The organism is Kitasatospora sp. NBC_01246, assembly GCF_036226505.1.
Classification (GTDB): domain Bacteria; phylum Actinomycetota; class Actinomycetes; order Streptomycetales; family Streptomycetaceae; genus Kitasatospora.
Genome location: NZ_CP108484.1, coordinates 1,161,137 through 1,181,127, shown reverse-complemented (window position 1 = coordinate 1,181,127; position 19,991 = coordinate 1,161,137). Strand labels below are relative to the sequence as shown.

17 protein-coding genes and 1 pseudogene are annotated in these 19,991 nt (G+C 74.9%); 6 read left to right on the top strand and 12 right to left on the bottom strand.

Features of this window, described 5'->3' with window-relative positions:
- Positions 1-57: 57 nt before the first annotated feature.
- From OG618_RS05315 to OG618_RS05295, 5 genes are all read right to left on the bottom strand, one after another.
- Positions 58-2,643: an ABC transporter permease gene (locus tag OG618_RS05315; protein ID WP_329486011.1), complete on the bottom strand. Its 2,586-nt coding sequence runs from the start codon at positions 2,641-2,643 to the stop codon at positions 58-60.
- Between the two features lie 47 nt (positions 2,644-2,690).
- Positions 2,691-3,461 (bottom strand): ABC transporter ATP-binding protein, encoded by a 771-nt coding sequence (locus OG618_RS05310; RefSeq protein ID WP_329486010.1) that lies wholly within the window; start codon positions 3,459-3,461, stop codon positions 2,691-2,693.
- A 188-nt stretch (positions 3,462-3,649) separates the two neighbouring features.
- Positions 3,650-5,878: a restriction endonuclease gene (locus tag OG618_RS05305; RefSeq protein WP_329492017.1), complete on the bottom strand. Its 2,229-nt coding sequence runs from the start codon at positions 5,876-5,878 to the stop codon at positions 3,650-3,652.
- Positions 5,879-6,432: 554 nt separating this feature from the next.
- Positions 6,433-7,119, bottom strand: a complete 687-nt coding sequence (locus OG618_RS05300) for a maleylpyruvate isomerase N-terminal domain-containing protein (RefSeq protein WP_329486009.1) — start codon at positions 7,117-7,119, stop codon at positions 6,433-6,435.
- Positions 7,120-7,184: 65 nt separating this feature from the next.
- A complete protein-coding gene (locus tag OG618_RS05295) occupies positions 7,185-7,436 on the bottom strand; it encodes a hypothetical protein (RefSeq protein ID WP_329486008.1) in 252 nt (83 codons plus the stop codon).
- A 224-nt stretch (positions 7,437-7,660) separates the two neighbouring features.
- Here OG618_RS05295 and OG618_RS05290 point away from each other — a divergent pair, with 224 nt between their 5' ends.
- Positions 7,661-8,587 (top strand): DUF2797 domain-containing protein, encoded by a 927-nt coding sequence (locus OG618_RS05290; RefSeq protein WP_329486007.1) that lies wholly within the window; start codon positions 7,661-7,663, stop codon positions 8,585-8,587.
- A gap of 76 nt (positions 8,588-8,663) precedes the next feature.
- On the opposite strand, the gene OG618_RS05285 is transcribed toward OG618_RS05290, so the two are convergent.
- The 5 genes from OG618_RS05285 to OG618_RS05265 all read right to left on the bottom strand — a co-directional run bounded on the left by OG618_RS05285 (position 8,664) and on the right by OG618_RS05265 (position 12,672).
- Complete coding sequence (locus tag OG618_RS05285) at positions 8,664-8,966, bottom strand: hypothetical protein (RefSeq protein ID WP_329486006.1); 303 nt, start codon at positions 8,964-8,966, stop codon at positions 8,664-8,666.
- Positions 8,963-9,127, bottom strand: coding sequence for a hypothetical protein (locus tag OG618_RS05280; protein ID WP_329486005.1), 165 nt, complete (start codon positions 9,125-9,127; stop codon positions 8,963-8,965). Before OG618_RS05280 ends, OG618_RS05285 begins: the two co-directional genes overlap by 4 nt.
- 163 nt (positions 9,128-9,290) lie before the next feature.
- A complete protein-coding gene (locus OG618_RS05275; RefSeq protein WP_329486004.1) occupies positions 9,291-10,028 on the bottom strand; it encodes a succinate dehydrogenase/fumarate reductase iron-sulfur subunit in 738 nt (245 codons plus the stop codon).
- Positions 10,025-11,968 (bottom strand): fumarate reductase/succinate dehydrogenase flavoprotein subunit, encoded by a 1,944-nt coding sequence (locus OG618_RS05270; RefSeq protein WP_442906931.1) that lies wholly within the window; start codon positions 11,966-11,968, stop codon positions 10,025-10,027. The genes OG618_RS05275 and OG618_RS05270 overlap by 4 nt, the downstream gene beginning before the upstream one ends.
- Complete coding sequence (locus OG618_RS05265; RefSeq protein WP_329486002.1) at positions 11,968-12,672, bottom strand: succinate dehydrogenase cytochrome b subunit; 705 nt, start codon at positions 12,670-12,672, stop codon at positions 11,968-11,970. The genes OG618_RS05270 and OG618_RS05265 overlap by 1 nt, the downstream gene beginning before the upstream one ends.
- A 107-nt stretch (positions 12,673-12,779) precedes the next feature.
- On the opposite strand from OG618_RS05265, the gene OG618_RS05260 reads away from it, so the two are divergent.
- The 3 genes from OG618_RS05260 to OG618_RS05250 all read left to right on the top strand — a co-directional run bounded on the left by OG618_RS05260 (position 12,780) and on the right by OG618_RS05250 (position 16,954).
- A complete protein-coding gene (locus OG618_RS05260) occupies positions 12,780-13,712 on the top strand; it encodes a LysR family transcriptional regulator (RefSeq protein ID WP_329486001.1) in 933 nt (310 codons plus the stop codon).
- A gap of 330 nt (positions 13,713-14,042) precedes the next feature.
- Positions 14,043-15,845, top strand: a complete 1,803-nt coding sequence (locus OG618_RS05255; RefSeq protein ID WP_329486000.1) for a protein kinase domain-containing protein — start codon at positions 14,043-14,045, stop codon at positions 15,843-15,845.
- A 95-nt stretch (positions 15,846-15,940) separates the two neighbouring features.
- Positions 15,941-16,954 (top strand): hypothetical protein, encoded by a 1,014-nt coding sequence (locus OG618_RS05250; RefSeq protein ID WP_329485998.1) that lies wholly within the window; start codon positions 15,941-15,943, stop codon positions 16,952-16,954.
- A gap of 4 nt (positions 16,955-16,958) precedes the next feature.
- On the opposite strand, the gene OG618_RS05245 is transcribed toward OG618_RS05250, so the two are convergent.
- Positions 16,959-17,636 carry a TetR/AcrR family transcriptional regulator C-terminal domain-containing protein gene (locus OG618_RS05245; protein ID WP_329485997.1) on the bottom strand — a complete coding sequence of 226 codons (678 nt, stop codon included), beginning with the start codon at positions 17,634-17,636 and terminating at the stop codon, positions 16,959-16,961.
- Positions 17,637-17,717: 81 nt separating this feature from the next.
- On the opposite strand from OG618_RS05245, the gene OG618_RS05240 reads away from it, so the two are divergent.
- On the top strand, positions 17,718-18,491 hold the full coding sequence (locus OG618_RS05240; RefSeq protein WP_329485996.1) for a DUF4386 domain-containing protein: 774 nt from the start codon (positions 17,718-17,720) through the stop codon (positions 18,489-18,491).
- Here OG618_RS05240 and OG618_RS05235 read toward each other — a convergent pair.
- Positions 18,479-18,847, bottom strand: a pseudogene (locus OG618_RS05235) (hypothetical protein); the annotation flags it as partial. The gene OG618_RS05240 and the pseudogene OG618_RS05235 overlap by 13 nt on opposite strands.
- A 188-nt stretch (positions 18,848-19,035) precedes the next feature.
- Here OG618_RS05235 and sigJ point away from each other — a divergent pair.
- Positions 19,036-19,971, top strand: a complete 936-nt coding sequence (gene sigJ / locus OG618_RS05230; RefSeq protein ID WP_329485995.1) for an RNA polymerase sigma factor SigJ — start codon at positions 19,036-19,038, stop codon at positions 19,969-19,971.
- The last annotated feature ends 20 nt before the right edge of the window (positions 19,972-19,991 follow it).

Below are 19,991 nucleotides of genomic sequence, written 5' to 3'. Positions count from 1 at the left end.
CGCCGGTGTCCTTCCCGGCGGGCGGAGCTCTTCGGTGTCGGTGGCCCTCCCGGGGCGCTACTCGCTCTTGATCGCCCCCAGGATGTCCATCCGGGCGGCCCGGCGGGCCGGCCAGAGGGCGGCGAGCAGGCCGATCACGGCGGCGGCGACCAGGAAGCCCAGGATCTGGACCGGCGGCACCACCGTGGTGATGCCCTTGAAGGTGTCAGCCATCGTGCGGGTGCCCGCCCAGGCGGTCACGATGCCGAGCAGCACGCCGACCACGCCGCCGAAGAGCGCGATCATCAGCGACTCCAGCCGGACCATCCGGCCGATGCCGCGCCGGTCCAGGCCGATCGCCCGCAGCATGCCGATCTCCCGGCGGCGCTCGAACACCGACATCGCCATGGTGTTGACGACGCCCAGGACGGCGATCACCACGGACATCCCCAGCAGGCCGTACATGATGTTCAGCACCGCGGTGACCAGCTGGCGGTTCTCCGCCTTGATGTCCTTCTCGCCCTTGACGGCGATCAGCGGGTTGCCGCCGGTGGCGTCGCGCAGGGCCTGCTTCAGCTTGGCGTCGGCGCCGTTCACGCCCTTGACCAGGACCTTCTGCGGCCCGGTGCCGGGTGCGGCGTGCGGGCCGACCACGGAGTCCGGGGCGACCAGACCGGCCAGCGCGGTGCCGGCCTCCAGCACGCCGCCGACGGTCAGCGAGCCCTTGGTGCCGTCCGGGTAGGTGAAGGCCAGCGGGTCACCGGGCTTCAGGCGCAGGCGGTCGGCGGTGCCGGAGCCGACCAGTAGCTCGCCCCGCCTCAACGCGTCCGCGCTACCGGCCTTCACCGTGATGGTGGCCAGCTGGTCGATGGTCGCGGCGTCCACCGAGGTGACCACCTCGCGGTCGTCGCGGTCGCCGGTGCCGGCCGCGTCGCCGGCGCCGGTCCCGACCAGGACGGTGCGCACCACGCTCATCGCGCTCACGCCCGGAGTCCGGGCGACCTGCGTCGCGACCTCGGGGGACAGCATCGAGGAGTTCTGCATGGCGACGGTGTAGTCGGCCTTGGTGTCGTTCTCGGTCTCCTCGTCCACGGCCTTGTTCACCGAGGCACCGATCACGGTCAGCGCGGTGATCAGGGTGACGCCGATGGTGAGGGCCGAGGCGGTGGCGGCGGTGCGGCGCGGGTTGCGCACGGCGTTCTCGCGGGCCAGCTTGCCCGGCGTCCCGTACAGCCTGCGCAGCAGCGGGGCGAACAGCGCGATCAGCGGCCGGGCCAGCAACGGGGTCAGCACGAACACGCCGATCAGCAGCGCGCCCGCGCCGGCGCCGACCAGCTTGCCCTCCTTGCCGGCGGCGCCGGCCAGCAGGCCGCCGACGCCGGCCGCGGCGAACAGCAGGCCGATCGTGTTGCGCACCCGCAGGCTCTTCTGGGTGGCCGGCTGCTCGACCGAGCTCATCGCGGCGACCGGGGCGATCCGGGAGGCGCGGAGGGCGGGCAGCCAGGCGGCGAGCACCGTCACCAGCACTCCGATGGCGACCGAGACGAGCACCGTGGACGGGGCGACCACCAGCGGGCCGTCCGGCAGGTTGGCCTCCATCGGTCCGTTCAGCAGCGAGCGCAGGCCGGTGGCGATGCCGATGCCGGCGAGCAGTCCGGCCACCGAGGCGGTCAGGCCGACCAGCAGCGCCTCGACCAGCACGGAGAGGGTGACCTGCCTGCGGTTGGCGCCGACGGCGCGCAGCAGGGCGAGCTCCTTGGTGCGTTGGGCGACCAGCATGGTGAAGGTGTTGGCGATGATGAAGATGCCGACGAACAGCGCGATCGCGGCGAAGCCGAGCAGCACGCCGCTCATGCCCTTGGTGCCCTCCTGGATCATCCGGTCCTGCTCGTCGGCCAGCTCGCGGCCGGTCTTCGCCTCGATCGAGTCGTCCTGCGGGACGGCCTGCCGGACGGCGGTGAGCAGCGCGCGGTCGTCGGCGCCGGGCCTGCCCTTGACGTCGATCTCGGCGAAGCGGCCCGGGCTGAGGTAGAGCTGCTGGGCGGTGGCGGTGTCGAAGGCGGCGAGCGAGCCGCCGGAGACGACGCGCGGGTCGTTGGTGTGCAGGGTGCCGGTGAGCTTCAGCTCCATGACCGGGCCGTTGACGGCCACCCGGACGGTGTCGCCGACCTTGTAGCCGCCCTTGTCGGCGGTCTTCACGTCCAGCGCCACCTCGCCGGAGCCGCGCGGGCCGCGGCCGTCGACGAGCGGGTAGCGCGGGTCGGTGCCGTCGGCGCCCGGCACGTAGTTGGTGCCGGTGGTCGAGAAGCCGTCGCCGATCAGCGCGCCCTTGCGGTCGGCGATGCCGGCGAAGCCGGTGACCACGCCGCGGGCCTCGGCGGCGCCGGGCAGCAGGGCGACCGCCTTGCGGGTGGACTCGGTCAGGGTGGGGTTGGTGGTGCTCCCGCCGCTGAGGTCGTACCCCCGGTCGACGGCGCTGCGGTCACTGATGGTGACGGCTATGTCGGTGTAGCTCTTGGCGCTCTGGGAGCGCAGCGCGTTGCCGAGGGTGTCGGTGAAGACGAGCGTGCCGGCGACGAAGGCGGTGCCGAGCATGACGGCGAGGACCGTCATCAGGAGTCGGCCCTTGTGGGCCAGCACGTTGCGCAGTGCGGTGCGGTACATGGGGTGTCCTGGAGTCTGGGGTGGGGCGGGCTGCTGTCGGCGGGGGGTCAGCTGGTGCGGCCCTTGGCGTCGAAGCGGCGCATGCGGTCCAGGACGGTGTCGGCGGTGGGGCCGGCGAGTTCGTCGACGATGCGGCCGTCGGCGAGGAAGACGACGCGGTCGGCGTAGGCGGCTGCGACGGGGTCGTGGGTGACCATGACGACGGTCTGGCCGAGTTCGCGCACGGAGTTGCGGAGGAAGGAGAGGATTTCGGCGCCGGAGCGGGAGTCGAGGTTGCCGGTCGGTTCGTCGGCGAAGATGATGTCGGGCTTTCCGGCGAGGGCGCGGGCGCAGGCGACGCGCTGCTGCTGGCCGCCGGAGAGCTGGCTGGGGCGGTGGCCGAGGCGGCCGGAGAGGCCGACGGTGTCGACGACGCGGTCGAGCCAGGCCTTGTCGGCCTTGCGGCCGGCGATGTCCATGGGGAGGGTGATGTTCTCCAGGGCGGTCAGGGTGGGGAGCAGGTTGAAGGCCTGGAAGATGAAGCCGATGTGGTCGCGGCGCAGCTGGGTGAGCTGCTTGTCCTTGAGCCCGACGAGTTCGGTGTCGCCGATGGTGGAGGAGCCGGAGGAGACGGTGTCCAGGCCGGCCATGCAGTGCATGAGGGTGGACTTGCCGGAGCCGGAGGGGCCCATGATGGCGGTGAACTCGCCCTGCGGGAACGTCACGCTGACGTTGTCGAGCGCGACGACGCGGGTCTCCCCGTCCCCGTAGACCTTGTTGAGGCCGGTGGCGCGGGCGGCCGCCCGGCCGGTACGGACGGCGGTTGCGGACATCGTCACGGGGGAACTCCTGCGGGGACGGAACGGGATGATCGGGTTCCGTTCAATCCTCCCAATCCGTTCCGGTCCGAAGTGTCGCCCGCGGGTACGGCCGCCCCCCGCCGTCCCGACGGTCCGGCGGGGGGCCCGCTCCTCCTCAGGTATGACCTCGGTCCCTGAGGCGCCCGGGCGCCCCGCCGTCCGGCGGATCACTCGACCGCGACGCCCCAGTGCTGGGCGAGCCCGGCCAGGCCGCCCGCCACCGCTGTCCCGGCCGGGGTGAACTGCCAGTCGCCGCCCTTGCGGTGGAACGAGCCGATCACCAGGGCGCTGTCCGACACCCCGCCGGTGACGGCCGCCCAGTGCGCCGGGCCCTCGGCGCCGGGACCGAACGAGGCGGTCAGGGCCAGCCCGTGCACGTAGCCGAGCGGCAGCGCGGGCGACTCCTCCTCCTCGGTGGAGACCGCGACCACCACTTCGTCCACCCCCGCCGCCACCCGGCCCAGGTGCAGGCTGAGTTCGGCCTCCCGGGCGGGCTCGCCGGGGACCGAGCGGGTGGGATGCAGACGGACCGCGCCGTCCGGGTCCTGCGGGTTGTTGAAGAAGACGAAGTGCTCGTCGTCGAGCACCCGTCCGTCGGCGCAGAGGAAGGCGGAGACGTCGAGCTCCACGGCGTCCCCGCCGGCCGTGCGGCTCTGCCAGGAGAGCCGCAGGAGGGTCGGACGCTCGTCCGGCTCGGCGCCGTCGGCCGGGGCGGGTGAGCCGTGGCCGGCTGCCCGACCGGCCCCGGGACGGCCGCCGTTCGCGCCGCCGCCGTTGCCGCCGCCGCCGTTGCCCTCGCCGTTCGCGCCGCCGCCGAGCCGGCCGCGCAGGCCCTGCTCGGCCAGCAGCTCGACCAGCTCCGGCCCGCTCACCAGCGTCAGCGGCTTGTTGCGGATGTACTCGTAGGAGCCGGGGCCGAAACCGGCCGTGGTCACCAGGATCCCCTTGATCGCACCGTGGTGGCGCACGGTGGAGTCGAGGTCCCGGACGGCGGTGGGGGAGACCGTCGAGCGGTAGCGCTTGGCCTGGATGACGATCCGTCCGCCGGTCACCGGGTCGAGGTCCTCGGCGACCACGTCCACCCCGGCGTCCCCGCTGCGTGCCGTGGTCATCACCCGGAAGCCGCGCAGCCGGAACAGCTCGGCGATCAGCTCCTCGAACTCGATCGGGTCCATCTCGAAGAGGTCCGGCTCGTCCTCGCCGCCCTGACCGGCGACGTTGCCGCCGACCGTCTCCGGCAGCCGGTCCGGCCGGACCTCGTCCAGCCGCTCCGGCCGGGCGGACAGCACGCCGCCGAGCCCCTGGAAGCACTCCACGGCGGCCACCCGGTCCAGCGCCAGACCCGCGAACTCGGACCGGTCCACGGTCACCGTCGACAGGAAGCGCTCGGCCTCCCGGCCGGTCGCCGGGTCGATGCCGCGCACGAAGCCGTTCAGCACCACCGACGCCAACGTGCCGTCCGCGTCCGCCCGGAACAGCTCGGCCACCACCCGCAGCGCGCTCTGCGCCAGCACCTCGCGGTAGAGCGCCTTGCGCTCGGTGGCCGGCCGGGCCACCTCGGCCTCCCGGTCGTCCGACTTCACGTACCGCACCCGGCCGGCGGCCGGGACGACGTCCGGGCCGGGCAGCTCCCAGTTGACGACCAGTTGGCGGGTCGACGCCTCCCAGGCCGCGACCAGCCGGTGCGGGAACCCCTCCGGCCAGCCCGCCGAGGCGTACAGCACGGCGGTGAAGTACTCCTGCACCGCGTCCGGTTCGCCGTCGCGCAGCCGGCGCAGCAACTCCTGCGTCCGGGAAGCCCGGTCCTCGTCCTGGCGGCGGTGCTGGGCCGCCCAGTCGAGGTACTGCCGGTGGTACTCGGCGAGCCGGCGCTGCCGGTCCGCCTCGGCCGCCTGCGCCGCGTACCAGTCCTGCTCGAACCGGGTCCGGGCCTGCGCCACGTACTGCTCGTACTGCTGGCGGACCCCCGGGTTGCGGGCCTGGGCGGGGGTCGGCGGCGGCACCTGGTAGTCCGCCTGATCGGGCATCGGCACCGGCTCGCCGAGCCGGCCCGGTTCGAAGGGCGGCAGCGCGGCGGGTGCCAGCAGGGCCTGCGGGCTGAACGCCGGCCGCCCCAGGCCCGCTGCCAGCAGTCCCTTCAACTCCGCGACCCGGTCGTCGAGTTCCGCCGTCCGCCGGGCCGCCTCCGCCTCCCGCGACTGCTGGTACGCCCGCACCGCCTCGCGCTCGCCCCGGGCGGCCGCCCGCTGGATCTCGCGCTCCTCGCGTTCGCGCCGCCGCTGCTCGGCCGTCTGGGCGCGCCACCGGGCTTCCTCCCGGCGCTGTTCCTGTCGCTGCGTCTCCGCCCAGACCGCCAGTACCCCGTCGTTCCGCCGCCCCGCCACCGTCCACCCCATTCGCTTCACGCCCGGCCGCGCCCGCGCGCCGCCTCCCGGCCGCGTCGTCGCCGCGCCCGCCACAATAGAACGTGGACGGGTGAACCGGCCAAGCGCCCATGACCTGCGACGGCGTCCGGCGGGGCCCGGTGTCGTCCGGCCACCCGGACGACGACCCTTGCGACGGCGTCGCGGGCGAGGAAGTGCCGGTGGGCGTCCGGTACTCGCCGAAGCCGAACTCCCGCCCGGCCGCCGGGCGCAGCCCGTGGTCCGACCGGGCACAGCATCGCCTCCGGGCCGGTGCGGCTGCCGACGAAGTCCCGGTGGATGGCCGCCGGTGACCCCGCTTCCACGTCGTCGGCGACCCCGCGTACGCCTCGCCGGCGCTCCGCGGCTCGGCGGGCTGCTCGGAGACGACCCGGAGCGGCACGATCCCACCGTGCGGCGCGCCGGGGCGGACCGGCCGGTCGACGGTGGCCGGACCGTGGGCCTCGACCACCTCGGCGCCGGTGTCTCCGGTCGGCTGCCGGCGCCGTGCGCGGCGCCGACCCCCGGCGGGGAGTGACGTGGTGGGGCTACCCGCCCGGGCGGACCGCCGCGTCCCAGCGCCAGTCGGTGCGCCGGGGGCGGCCGGGGAGGTCGCCGCGCCCGGTGGCCCAGAGCAGGGTCGGCCACGGTCCGGCGGCGCCGACGGCCGGCACGTCGGGGAAGAGCCGGGCGAGGGTGCGCCGGCAGACGTCCGCCGGAGGCTCCCAGGCGAGGCCGAGCCCCTCGGCGACGTCGTGCAGGTGGACCAGCGTCTCCACCAGGCTCATCGCGGTGAACCCGGCCGGGTCGGCGAGGCCCCACGGGTGGTAGGCGCGGGTGTCCGGCGGGGTGGTGCGCGCCATCGCGACCATCAGCGCGCCGCTCGCCTCCAGCACCTGGACCAGCCCGTCCGCGCCGCTCTCGGGCTGCGCGTAGACGAAGCTGTTCGGCGCGCCCGGGGACAGCCGGACCGACCGGAACGGCACGTAGCGGTCCCGCGGCGGGTCCTGGGGGCCGAGCTGGGCCGCGTAGGCCAGCAGGTCGTCGGCCAGGTGCTCGACGGTGGCCCAGCAGTCCCAGCTGAGCGTTCCGGCGGGCCGGGACCAGTCGGCGTCCTCCGGCACGCCGCGCAGGGTGGCGGCGGCGAGCCGGAGGACGAGCGCGAGGTCGTCGGCGGTGACCGGGCCGGGGGCCGGGTCGGGGGCGGGGTTCGGCCCGTGGGCGCTGTCGATCATGGCGCCGACCGTACCCCGTGGCGCGGTCCCGGTCGCCCGTGCCCGGGTGCCCCCGGGGAGCCCCGTCAGGCCGTGAGGGCGTCGGTGAGCCCGGCCAGGACGGCGCACACGTCCCGGGCGGCGGCCCGCATCTCCTCGCTCTCGCCGGGCCGCCGCACGAGGTCGGCCAGGATCAGCAGAGCGGCCCGCACGGCGCCCACGGGGACCTCGACGGTGCGCAGCGCGTCCAGCGCGTCGGCGGCCCGTTCCGCCGCGCTGCTGTCCCACGACTGCGTCAGTTCCACGGCCCGCGGGGTGCCTTCGGGGGGAGTGGACACGACGTGCAGGGCACGGGGCGGGTTCGTATGGCTCATGCCCGGAGCAACGACGGCGGGGCCCGGCCGGATGCCACGCGTACGGGTGATCACCGCCCCGGGCGCCGGGGCGGGTCGCCCCGAGGGGGCCGTCGTCGGCGCGCACGGGCGGACTGTCGGAGGGAGCGGGTAGCCTCGCTGGTTCGGACGAATGGACGGACGGGTGAGCCGGTGACGGGAGGGTGAGCGTGAAGGTGCCGCAGCAGGCGGGCGGCGGGTGGGTCTCCACCGGCCTGCACTGGCGCGACGGGCAGCCGGTGCTCCGTGCGGTCCACGGGCACCGGGTGCACGAGCGGGTGGTGGTGCCCGGGGCGGAGATCGGCTGGCTGATCGGCGGGCCGCGCCGCTGCACCGGGGCCCTGCTGGTGGGGGCCACCGAGCGCACGCCGTGCCCGCACCACGCCGTCATCGACCCGGACGGCGGCGCCGTGCAGTGCGCCGCCTGCCAGAGCGTCGACCGCGGGCTGGCGCTCGCCCGGGACCAGATCCTCGACGACGGGCGCACCTACCGCCTCTACCTCGCCTGGTTCGGCGAGGGGCTGCTGAAGGTGGGGCTGACCGGGGAGTCGCGCGGCACCGCCCGGCTGCTCGAACAGGGCGCGCTCGCCTGGACGTTCGCCGCCCGCGGCGCGCTGCCCGCCGTCCGCCGGGCCGAGCTGACCGTCGCCGCCTCGGGGATGGCCCGGGAACGCTTCACGGGCCGGGTGAAGACGGCGCACTGGTGGCGGCACGGCGACGCGGAGTACCGCCGCGCGCTGCTGACCGGAGCCCGCGCCGCGGCCCACCGGCTGCTGGACGGGCACGCGGTGGAGCTGCTGCCCGACCACCCGGTCGTGGACCAGGTCGGGATCTTCGGGCTGGCCGACGGCGCGCCGGTGTCCTACGGGCACATCGACGCGCTCGCCCCCGGCGCGGTGGTGGCCGGTACGCTCCGCCCGCCGATCGGGCGCCATCTGCTGCTGGACCAGCCGGGCGGCGCCGAACCGCTGCTGCTCGACACCCGCAGACTCACCGGGTGGACGCTCGCCCCGGCGGCGGGCCGCCCGGTGTCGGGCCTGGTGGTGAGCCCCCGGACGCGCCCCGAGGAGCCGGACACCCAGGAGGCGCTGTTCTGATCCGACCGCGGCCAGTTCCGACCGCCGCCTGTGCTGACCCGCGGCCTGTTCCGATCGTGACCGAGGAGGGCCCGGCTCAGGCCAGCTTGCCGCGCACCCCGCCCGGCCCGGACCGGGCCCGGCGCGACAGCGGCGGCCTGGACGGCCGGATGTCGGCGCGCGTCGCCCCGGTGTCCTCGGTGGCGCGGTGGGCCAGTGCGGCCCGGGCGCCGGCCAGCGCCATCCGCGCCAGCAGCGGGTCCTCACGCAGGCCCGCCGCCCGCTTCGCGGCCTGGCAGTGCGCGCACCAGAGCGCCGAGGCGGGCCCGTCGGGGTACGCCATGGTCTCCGGCGGCAGGTAGTGGCCGCCGCATTCGACGCACTCGAAGACCAGCCTCATCCGACGATCACCGTCCCGGATCCGTGGCATCGACTGCACGGCGACCAGAAGGTGTTGAGCTTCGGCACCATGCTCCCTTCCTCGTCCAGTTCCACCGTGGCCTCGGTCTTCTCGGTGCCCCCGGACCCGCCGCACCCGGCGCAGGACTGAACCTCGGGCATATGACCCTCCTTGGCGCGGGGACCACCGTAGCGCGAATTCCCGGAGTACAGCAGCGGTCCTGACGAACCACCACCCGCACGGGGCGCGTGCGCCCGCCCCGCGCGCCCCGGCCGTCCCGGCGGCACCCGGCGGGGAGCGGCGGCGGGACGGCCGGCGGGGTGCTCAGCCCGCCGCGCTGCGCAGGAACTCGCGGTTCATCGCGGCGATGCTGGGCAGCGGGATGCCCTTGGGGCAGGCGGTGGCGCACTCGCCGGTGTTGGTGCAGCCGCCGAAGCCCTCGGCGTCCATCGTGGCGACCATGTCGCGCACCCGGGAGCGGCGTTCGGGCGCGCCCTGGGGCAGCACGTTGAGGTGGACGACCTTGGCGGAGGTGAAGAGCATCGCCGAGCCGTTGGGGCAGGCGGCGACGCAGGCGCCGCAGCCGATGCACTCCGCGTGCTCGAAGGCGGTGTCGGCGGCCTCCTTGGGCACCGGGGTGGCGTGGGCGTCGGGCGCGCTGCCGGTGGGGGCGGTGATGTAGCCGCCGGAGCCGATGATCCGGTCGAACGCGGAGCGGTCCACCACCAGGTCCTTGACGACCGGGAAGGCGGCGGCCCGCCAGGGCTCGACGTCGATCGTGTCGCCGTCGGCGAAGTGCCGCATGTGCAGCTGGCAGGTGGTGGTCCGCTCGGGGCCGTGGGCCTGGCCGTTGATGACCATGCCGCAGGCGCCGCAGATGCCCTCGCGGCAGTCGTGGTCGAAGGCCACCGGCGTGTCGCCGCGGGTGATCAGTTCCTCGTTGAGGGTGTCGAGCATCTCCAGGAAGGACATGTCCGGGCTGATCCCGGTGACCTGGTAGGTGGTCATCGAGCCGGGGGTGTCCGGGCCCGCCTGGCGCCAGATCCGAAGGGTGAGGTTCACGCGTAGCTCCGCTGGGTGGGGTGGACGTGCTCGAAGTCGAGGTGCTCGCGGTGCAGGACGGGGGCGCTGCCGGTGTCGGTGAACTCCCAGGCGGCGGCGTAGGAGAAGGCGTCGTCGCGGCGGGCCGCCTCGCCGTCCTCGGTCTGGCTCTCGGTCCGGAAGTGGCCGCCGCAGGACTCGGCGCGGTGCAGCGCGTCCAGGCACATGAGCTCGGCCAGTTCGAAGTAGTCGACCAGCCGGTTGGCCTTCTCCAGCGACTGGTTGAGCTCCTGCCCGGTGCCGGGCACCCGGATCCGGCGCCAGAACTCCTCGCGCAGCTGCGGGATCCGGGTCAGGGCACGGCGCAGTCCGGCCTCGTCGCGGGCCATCCCGCACTCGTCCCAGAGGAGTTCGCCGAGTTCGCGGTGGAAGGAGTCCGGCGTCCGGTCGCCGCCGACCGCCAGGATCAGGTTCAGCCGGTCGGTCACCTCGGCCTCCACCGAGGCGATCTCGGCGTGGTCGGCCGGGACGGCGGGCAGCGGGTTGCGGGCCAGGTAGTCGTTGAGGGTCGGCGGGAGGACGAAGTAGCCGTCGGCGAGGCCCTGCATCAGGGCGCTGGCACCGAGCCGGTTGGCGCCGTGGTCGGAGAAGTTGGCCTCGCCGACCGCGAACAGGCCCGGGACGGTGGTCTGCAGGTCGTAGTCGACCCAGAGTCCGCCCATCGTGTAGTGGATCGCCGGGTAGATCCGCATCGGCACCCGGTACGGGTCCTCGGCGGTGATCCGCTCGTACATCTCGAACAGGTTGCCGTACTTGGCGGCCACCGCGTCGCGGCCCAGCCGTCGGATGGCGTCCGCGAAGTCCAGGTAGACGCCCTGGCCGCCGGGGCCGACGCCGCGCCCCTCGTCACAGACGTTCTTGGCGGCCCGGGAGGCGATGTCGCGCGGCACCAGGTTGCCGAAGGAGGGGTAGATCCGCTCCAGGTAGTAGTCCCGCTCGTCCTCGGGGATCTCGCCCGGCGCCCGGGTGTCGCCCCTGGCCTTCGGCACCCAGATCCGGCCGTCGTTGCGCAGCGACTCGCTCATCAGGGTGAGCTTGGACTGGTGCTCGCCGGAGCGCGGGATGCAGGTCGGGTGGATCTGGGTGAAGCACGGGTTGGCGAACCAGGCACCGCGCCGGTGGGCGCGCCAGATCGCCGTCGCGTTGGAGTTCTTGGCGTTGGTGGAGAGGTAGAAGACGTTGCCGTAGCCGCCGGTGGCGAGCACCACGGCGTCGGCGGTGTGGGTGCTGATCTCACCGGTCACCAGGTCGCGGGCGACGATGCCGCGGGCCCGCCCGTCGATCACCAGCAGGTCGAGCATCTCGGTGCGGGCGTGCATCTCCACGTTGCCGGCCGCGATCTGGCGCGACAGCGCCTGGTACGCGCCGAGCAGCAGCTGCTGGCCGGTCTGGCCGCGGGCGTAGAAGGTGCGGGAGACCTGCACGCCGCCGAAGGAGCGGGTGTCCAGCAGGCCGCCGTACTCGCGGGCGAACGGGACGCCCTGGGCCACGCACTGGTCGATGATCTCCACCGAGACCTGGGCCAGCCGGTGGACGTTGGACTCGCGGGCGCGGAAGTCGCCGCCCTTGACGGTGTCGTAGAACAGCCGGCGCACGGAGTCGCCGTCGTTGCGGTAGTTCTTGGCGGCGTTGATGCCGCCCTGGGCGGCGATCGAGTGGGCCCGGCGCGGGGAGTCCTGGAAGCAGAACTGGACGACGTGGTAGCCCTGTTCGGCCAGTGTGGCGCCGGCCGCGCCGCCGGCCAGGCCGGTGCCGACCACGATCACGGTGTGCTTGCGCCGGTTCGCCGGGTTGACCAGCTTGGCCTCGAACCGCCGCTGGTCCCAGCGCTGTTCGATCGGCCCGCCGGGGGCCCGGGTGTCGGCGACCGGATCGCCGACGCTGTACTCGCTGTAGGGGATCAACTCACCACTCCGGTCATCACGGCCACGGGGACGGACAGGAAGCCGACGGTCAGCACCAGCGCCAGGCCGTTGGCGGTCAGCTTCAACGCGCGGTCACGGCGGGCGTTGTTGGCGCCGAGGGTCTGCGCGGCGCTCCAGAAGCCGTGCCGGATGTGCATGCCGACGGCCAGCATCGCGACGATGTAGATCACGCAGCTGTACCAGTTCGAGAAGGAGGCCACGATGTTCCGGTACGGGTGCCCGTGCTCGGCGGCCGGGTTCACGGTGAGCGTGGTCAGGTCCAGGATGTGCCAGACGATGAACAGGGCCAGGATCACCCCGCCCCAGCGCATCGTCCGGGTCGCGTAACCGGCCCGCCGTCGCTGGTGCACGTACTTGCTGGGGCGCGCCCTGAGGTCGCGCCGGCTCAGCTGGTACGCGGCCACGCCGTGCAGCCCGACGGCCGCCAGCAGGCCGAACCGGGCGATCCACAGGAACCACTCGTAGTGCAGGACGGGTTGGCCGAGGGTGCGCAGCCAGTGCGCGTAGCCGTTCAGGTCGTCCGGGCCGAAGAAGACCTTCAGGTTGCCCAGCATGTGCGCGACCAGGTACAGCAGCATGACCAGTCCGCTGACGGCCATGACCGCCTTCTTGCCGACGGTCGACCGCCACAGGGTCACCAGGGTGGACGGATGCCGGGCCGTCCGAGTCGCGGTTGTCATGGCGACCACGGTAGGGACGGGTCCGACGGTACGTCCAAGACATGCCGCGGCTCACCGTGATAGCCGCAGGCTATGGTCCGCGCTGGGGAGCGGCCTATCCTGGCCGGGTGCAGCTGCAGCAACTCCGCTACTTCCTCGCCGTCGCCGAGACCCGCCACTTCACCCGGGCGGCCGAGGCGGCGCATGTGGCACAGCCGTCCCTCTCCCAGCAGATCCGCGCCCTGGAGCGGGAGTTGGGCGCCGAACTGTTCCACCGCACCCGCGGCAACATCGCCCTCACCGACGCCGGGGACGCCCTGCTGCCGCTGGCCCGGCGCATCCTCGCGGACACCGAGAGCGCCCGGCTGGCCGTCCAGGAGACGGTGCAGCTGCGCCGCGGCCGGGTCCGGCTGGGGGCGCCGCCGAGCCTGTGCACCAGCCTGGTCCCGGACGTCCTGCGGGTCTTCCGGGACCGCTACCCGGGAGTGGCGCTGGTGGTCCGCGAGGGCGGTTCGCGCGACCTGGTCCGGACGCTGGCGGCGGGGGAGCTGGACGTCGCGCTGATCATCACCCCGCCGAGCGGGGAGGCGGCGCCGGCCCTCGCCGTCACCGAGCTGCTGCACGAGGAGCTGGTGCTGGTGGCCCGGGCCGCCACCGCCGCCCGGCGCCGGCGGGTGCGGGTGGCCGAGCTGCGCGGCCGGCCGCTGGTGATGTTCCGGGAGGGCTACGACGTGCGGGAGGCGACCCTGGCGGCCTGCCGGGAGGCCGGCTTCGAGCCGGAGTTCGCGGTGGAGGGCGGGGAGATGGACGCGGTGCTGGGCTTCGTCCGGGCCGGGCTCGGGCCGGCCGTGGTGCCGGGCATGGTGGCGGCCCGTTCGGGCCTGGCGGTCACCCCGTTCGCCGGGCCGGGCCTGGGGCGGACGATCGCCGTCGCGCACGGGCACGAGGTGCCGCTGACCCGGGCGGCGGCCGCGCTGCGCGAGACCCTGCTGCGGCACCTGCGCGACGCGGCCCGGGCGGGCGAGCTGCCGCCGGGCACCCGGCTGCTGCTGGAGCCGTGACCGGGCCGGACGGGCTCGGTGGTTGGCACGGTGTGCGAAGCACCCGAATCGTGACCCGGCGGCTCCGGGGCGCCGGAACCCGCTGTTCTCGGGCCGCGTCCCAGGCGGTAGCCGCGGTGTCGTAGGGTGCGACGCCGCAGGAGCGGCCGGGCAGTCACGGGGAGAGAGCGCACGATGGACAGCGGGAAGCAACAGGGCGGCAGACCGACCGGGAGCGGCGACGCTCCCACCGGTGGGGCGGCGGGTGCGCAGGAGCCGACCCCGGGGGATCCGCGGGGCGGGTCTCCGGCGGGTTCCCGGGGCCGGGCCCCGGAGGGTCCGCGGGACCAGGTGCCGGGGATCGAGGACGCGCGCCCCTGGGAGCTCCCCGACTACCTGCACGACCGGGAGCTCGGCGCCGGCGCGAGCGGCCGGGTCGTGCTCGCCCACCACCGGGTGACCGGAACCCCCGTCGCGATCAAGTACCTGCACGACTCCCTCGGCACCCCCGCCCTGCGGGAGGAGGCGCTGGTCCTCGCGGCCGTCGACTCCCCGCACGTCACCCGCCTCTACGAGTACGTGGAGGGCGAGCGGGGCGCCGCCATCGTGATGGAGCTGGTGGACGGGATCGCGCTGCGCGACCTGCTCCGCGCGGAGGGCGCCACCACCCCGCAGGCGGCCCTGGTCGTGCTGAAGGGTTCGCTGCTGGGCCTGGCGGCCGCCCACGAGGCCGGTGTGGTGCACCGCGACTACAAGCCGGGCAACGTCCTGGTCGACGTCGCAGGTACCTCCAAGCTGGTCGACTTCGGCATCGCCGTGCCGAGCGGCGACGACCGCGACGTCTCCGGCACCCCCGCCTACATGCCGCCCGAGCAGTGGGCGGGGCGGCCCGCCTCCCCGGCCGGTGACGTCTACGCCGCCACCGTGACCTTCTTCGAGTGCCTCACCGGCAGCCGCCCGTACGACGGGGTGACGTTCGCCGAACTCGCCGTCCAGCACACCGAGGCCCCGATCCCGGCCGAGCTGGCGCCCGACCCGGTCCGGCCGCTGATCCTGGCGGGCCTGGCCAAGGACCCGCGGGCCCGCCCGGGGAGCGCGGCCGAGCTGGTCGAGGAGCTGGAGGCCGTCGCGGCGGCCGGGTACGGGCCGCAGTGGGAGGAGAAGGGACGGCTGGACCTCACGGCGCTGGTGGCGCTGCTCGGGCTGCTGCTGCCCGGCACCGGCGGCGCGGCGGGCGGCACCTCGCTGGCCCACACCGCCCTGCCCGGCGGCAGCGGCTCGGCCACCCTGGTGCGGCAGACCCCGGCCCGGCTCTCCCCGGCCCGGCGCGGGGCCCGGCTCGGCAGCCGCGGCAAGGCGCTCGTCGGGGTCGCGGCCGGCGCGCTGACCCTGGCCACGCTGGCCGGTATGGCGATCGCCGGGGCGGCCGACGGCGGTGCCCGTACGGTGGTCGGCGGCGCCTCCCCGGAGGCCACCACCACGCTCGGCGCGACCGGCCCGGCGGCCGGTCCGTCGTCCGACGCGGGCGGTGCCACCGGCACCCCGGACGCCGGTCCGTCCGATCCGGCGGCCACACCGGCCGCGTCGCCCTCGCCGTCGGCGACCTCGGGCGTTCCGAGCACCTCGCCCGCGGCCACGCCGACCGGCAGGCCGCCGACCGGCAAGGCGACCCCGCCCGCGACGGGCGCGCCCACCCCCGGTGCGCCGTCGCTACCGCCCGGCGGCGCGACTCCCACGGCCGCGCCGCCGTCGGCCCCGCCCGCCACCACCGCCCCGCCGTCGGCGCCGCCCACCCCGAGCCCGACGGCCACCGTCGCCCCGGCGACCCTCGCGGTGACCACGGTGAACCTGGACTCGCTGACCTGCAGCGGCCGGTGGAGCCTGACCGCCACGGTCACGGTGGTCGCCCAGGGCGCGGGAACCGGCACCCTGACGCTGAACTGGTACCACAGCTCGGGCGGCCGGTCGATCACCGTCGCGACGGAGACCGTAGTGCTCCGCGACGGCCGAGCCACCGTCACCCGGCCGCACGACTTCGGTTCGGCGGACACCTTCCCGACCTGGGGCGTCCGGGTCTCCACCACCCCGGCGGCGGCGAAGCCGGGCAAGACCTCGGCCGAGGTGGCCGCCTACCTGTGCGACCCGCCGCGCTGATCCGCCGCCGCTGACCGCTACCGCCGAGCCCCTGCGGCCGAACCCCTGCCGCCGGCCCCGCACCGCCCTTCCCGTCGCGTTCCCCTGGAGCAGCCATGTCCACGCCCCGCCCCGACTCCACCCCGGACTCCGCCCCGGCACCGGGCGCGGCCGCGGACCGGACCGTTCCGCTCGCCGCGGGCGCGCGGAGCGCCGACCGGACGGTCCGCCTCGGGCCCGACCCCGAGGCCACCGTCCGGCTCGACGAGCCCGGGGCGGACCGGACGGTCACGCTCGGGCCGAAGGCCGATGCCGAGGCCACCGGCCGGACGCGGCCCGACGCGGAGCAGCCGGTGCGGCTCGACGGGACCGCAGCCGACCGTACGGTCGCGGCCGGGCCCGACCCCGAGGCCACCGTCCGGCTCGACGAGACCGGGGCCGCGAGCGCGACCTTCCTGGACCCCCGGGTCTGGGGTGGCGCACCGGCGCCGGGGGAGACCGCCACGCTGGTCGGCACACCCACGCGGGGGGAGACCGCCACGCTCCCCGGCGCACCGGAGCCCGGCGAGACCGGGACCCCGTCGTACGGCACCCCTTCGCACGGTGCCCCGGTGTCCGGAGTACCGGCGGAACAGCCGCTCGCCCCGGGGGAGTTGCGGCGGTTCGGCCCCGGTGTCCCGCCGCAGGCCGCCGCCGTCTGGCACGGTGCCGCCCTCCCGGAGGCGGAGCGGCCGCCCCGCCGGCGCCGGGTGTGGCGCGTGCTGGTCCCGGTGCTGCTGCTGGCCCTCCTGGCCTTCCTGTTCTGGCGCTTCACCATGCCGGCCCTGGCGGTCACCGGGGTCGGTGCGAGCACCGACCCCGCGGGCCCCGGCTGCGGCGGCACCGCGGTGATCACGGCCGCGGTGGAGACCAACGGCGCCGCGGGCACCCTCCGCTACCGCTGGCTGCGCAGCGACGGCACCACTTCGGGCGAGCTGGCGCAGGAGGTCGGCTCCGGCACGCACCGCACCGAGCTGGTGCTGCGCTGGAGCTTCGAGGGCCAGGGCTCGCTCCCGTCCACCGCCACCCTGGAGCTGCTCTCCCCGGGCCCCCGGAGCGTCTCCGTCTCGTTCCCCTACCACTGTCCCTGAGCCGTCACCGCTCCTGAGCCACCTGCTCTGCGGCCCGTAGCCGTTCGAGCCCGTCCAGCAGCAGGTCCAGCGCGAACTCGAACTCGGCCTGGTCGTCGCAGCCGCCGACCGTCGACGCCTCGTCGTGTCCGGCGGCGCCGGCGATTTCCGCGATGTGGGGGTAGGCGCGTGCCAGTTGCCGCAGCACCGCCGGGTCGGGGGTGGCGGCGGTGTCGTCGAACAGTTCCTGGCTGAAGCCCAGCAGCCGGCTGCCCATGGCGTGCATCGCGTGGTGCGTGAGGCCGACCGAGAAACCGCCGGTCCGGAACAGGCCGGCCATCGAGTCGAGGTAGCCGAGGACCGCCGGGGTGGGGCTGGTGCGGGACTGGATCACGCCCGCGGCCCAGGGGTGCCGCAGTAGGACCCGGCGTGCGGCGAGGACGCGTGCGCGCATCGTGGGCTGCCAGCCGCCCTCGCCGGGCGGGCCGATCTCGCCGACGACGAGGTCCACCATGCCGTCGAGGAGTTCGTCCTTGTTGGCCACGTGCTTGTAGAGCGCCATCGGCACCACGCCCAGCTCCTGGGCGAGCTTGCGCATGCTGATCGCGTCCGTCCCGGCGCCGTCGGCGAACGCCACCGCCGCTCGCAGGACCCGTTCCCGGCTGAGCGGCGCCCGCCGCGTTCCGTCCGCTGACTGCTTCATCTTGACGAGTGTACGGCGTACGCCTATCGTCATCGACAGGTGTACGCCGTACACCTCTGCTACTGGGTGGGGAGTTCCGCAATGGACACAGACAGACGCAAGGGCATCGCGGCGGGCGTGCTGTTCCTGGTGACCGAGGTCGCCGCCGTGGCCGGGCTGACGCTGTACCGACCGCTGCTGGACGGCACGGACTACGTGCTGGGCGCGGGTGCCGACAACAGGGTCCTGCTCGGGGCGCTGTGCGAGGTGGTCCTGGCCCTGGCGGTGGCGGGCACCGGGGTGACGCTCTTTCCGGTCCTCCGGCGCCGGCACGAAGGGCTCGCGCTCGGCTATGTGTGCGTCCGGCTGCTGGAGGCGGTCGTCATCGTCCTCGGGCTGGTCAGCGTGCTCGCGGTGGTGACGCTGCGCCGGGAGGCACCGGCGGCCTCCGACGCCGGTGCCTCCTCCTTCGCCGTGGCGGCCAAGGCGCTCATCGCCGTCCACGACTGGACCTTCCTGCTCGGGCCCAATCTGATCCTCGGCGTCAACACCCTGATGCTGGCCGTGCTCCTGCACCGGACCGGGGCCGTGCCGCGGGTGATCACCGTGCTGGGCCTGGTGGGCGGGCCGCTGATCTGCGCCTCCGCGGTGGCCGTGCTGTTCGGCCGCTACGCTCAGCTCTCCGGGCCCGGCACGGCCGCGGCCGTGCCGGTCTTCGCCTGGGAGCTCTCCCTCGCCGGCTGGCTCGTGCTCCGCGGCTTCCGCGGAGCGTCCGTCGGAGCCGGCGAATTCGCCGCACCGGCGCTCGACGCCGAAGCCGGACCCGAAACCGGCGCCGCCGGCCGGAGGTGGCCCGCCGTCGCCCGGCCCAGCTGAAGCAGGCTCAGCCCGAACATCAGGACGCCCAGCGGGACGTGCAGGCTCGCCACGTGCTGGACGCCCAGGACCACCTGCGCCGACGCGAGGACGAGGAATCCGGTCGAGTGGAGGACGGGCCGGGGCGAACCGCCGCCCGGCCGCCACCTCAGGACCGAGGCGAGGACGTACAGCATCGTCGTGGCGTACATCCCGCGGGCCCCGCCGCTGTGCAGCGGTTCTCCGTAGGACGTGGACAGCAACAGCCCGGCGGTGACCGCCTGGAAGAAGATGGCCGCGGTCTGCAGGGCGATCGCGACCCGCAGGAGCGCGGAGAGCCTGGGACTGTGCTGCGGTGCCGTCGTACGGGTGGGCATGAGGGGGCCCCTCCTTCTGTTGCTCGACTCTGCTTCTTCTCGACCGTGTCCGAGGGCCGGTGAACCGGCCGCTCATCGGTCCGACGACACAGCCACCGGAAACGTCAGGCGCCACCCCGGCCCGGGCCCACCGGGACGACCTGTGGATCATGGTGCGGTCAGGCCCGAACGAGGGAGTCGTCACGACCATGACCAGTCGAACCGAGCCCGGACCGGACCGGCCCGACCCGGGCCTGAGCGTGCTCGTGGGCGAGCGCCGGCAGCTGATCGACATCGCCTACCGGCTGCTCGGCTCGCTGGCCGAGGCCGAGGACGCCGTCCAGGAGGCCTGCGCCCGCTGGTACGCGATGTCCCGGCAGCAGCGGGAGGCCGTCGAGTCCCCCGGGGCGTGGCTGACGACGGTGGCCAGTCGGATCTGTCTCGACGTGCTCGGCTCGGCGCGGGCACGGCGCGAGCGTTACGTGGGCGAGTGGATCCCGGAGCCGCTGCCGGACGGCACGCAGTGGCTGCACGGCCGGCCGGGCGCCGGCGGCGACCCGGCGGACCTGGTCACCCTGGACGAGTCCGTCGACATGGCGTTCCTCGTCGTGCTCGAATCGATGACCCCGGCCGAACGGGTCGCCTTCGTCCTGCACGACGTCTTCCAGTACCCCTTCGCCGACGTGGCCGCGATCGTCGGGCGGACGCCGGCGGCCTGCCGACAGCTGGCCTCCTCGGGCCGCCGCCGGATCCGCGCCGCCCGGCCGCCGGTGGCACCGCGCGTGCGGGAAGAAGAAGCCCGCATCATCAGGGAGTTCAAGCAGGCCTGGGAGGCCAAGGACATCGCCGCGCTGGTCGGCCTGCTCGACCCCGACGCCACGATGACCGCCGACGGCGGCGGGCTGGCCGGCGCCGCGCCGCGCCCGGTCACGGGCGCCGAGCGGATCGCCCGCTACATCGTCGGGATCGGCGACCTGGCGCCGGGCATGGAGCTGCTGGAGCGCTCGGTCAACGGCCGCCCCGGACTGGCGGCCCGGCGGGGCGGGGTCACCGTGACGGTGGCCGCGTTCGGCCTCTCCGGCGAGCGGATCGCGCAGATCTGGGCGGTGCGCAACCCGGAGAAGCTCGGGCGCTGGGGCGGGTGATGCCGGGGGCGGGCGCGGAG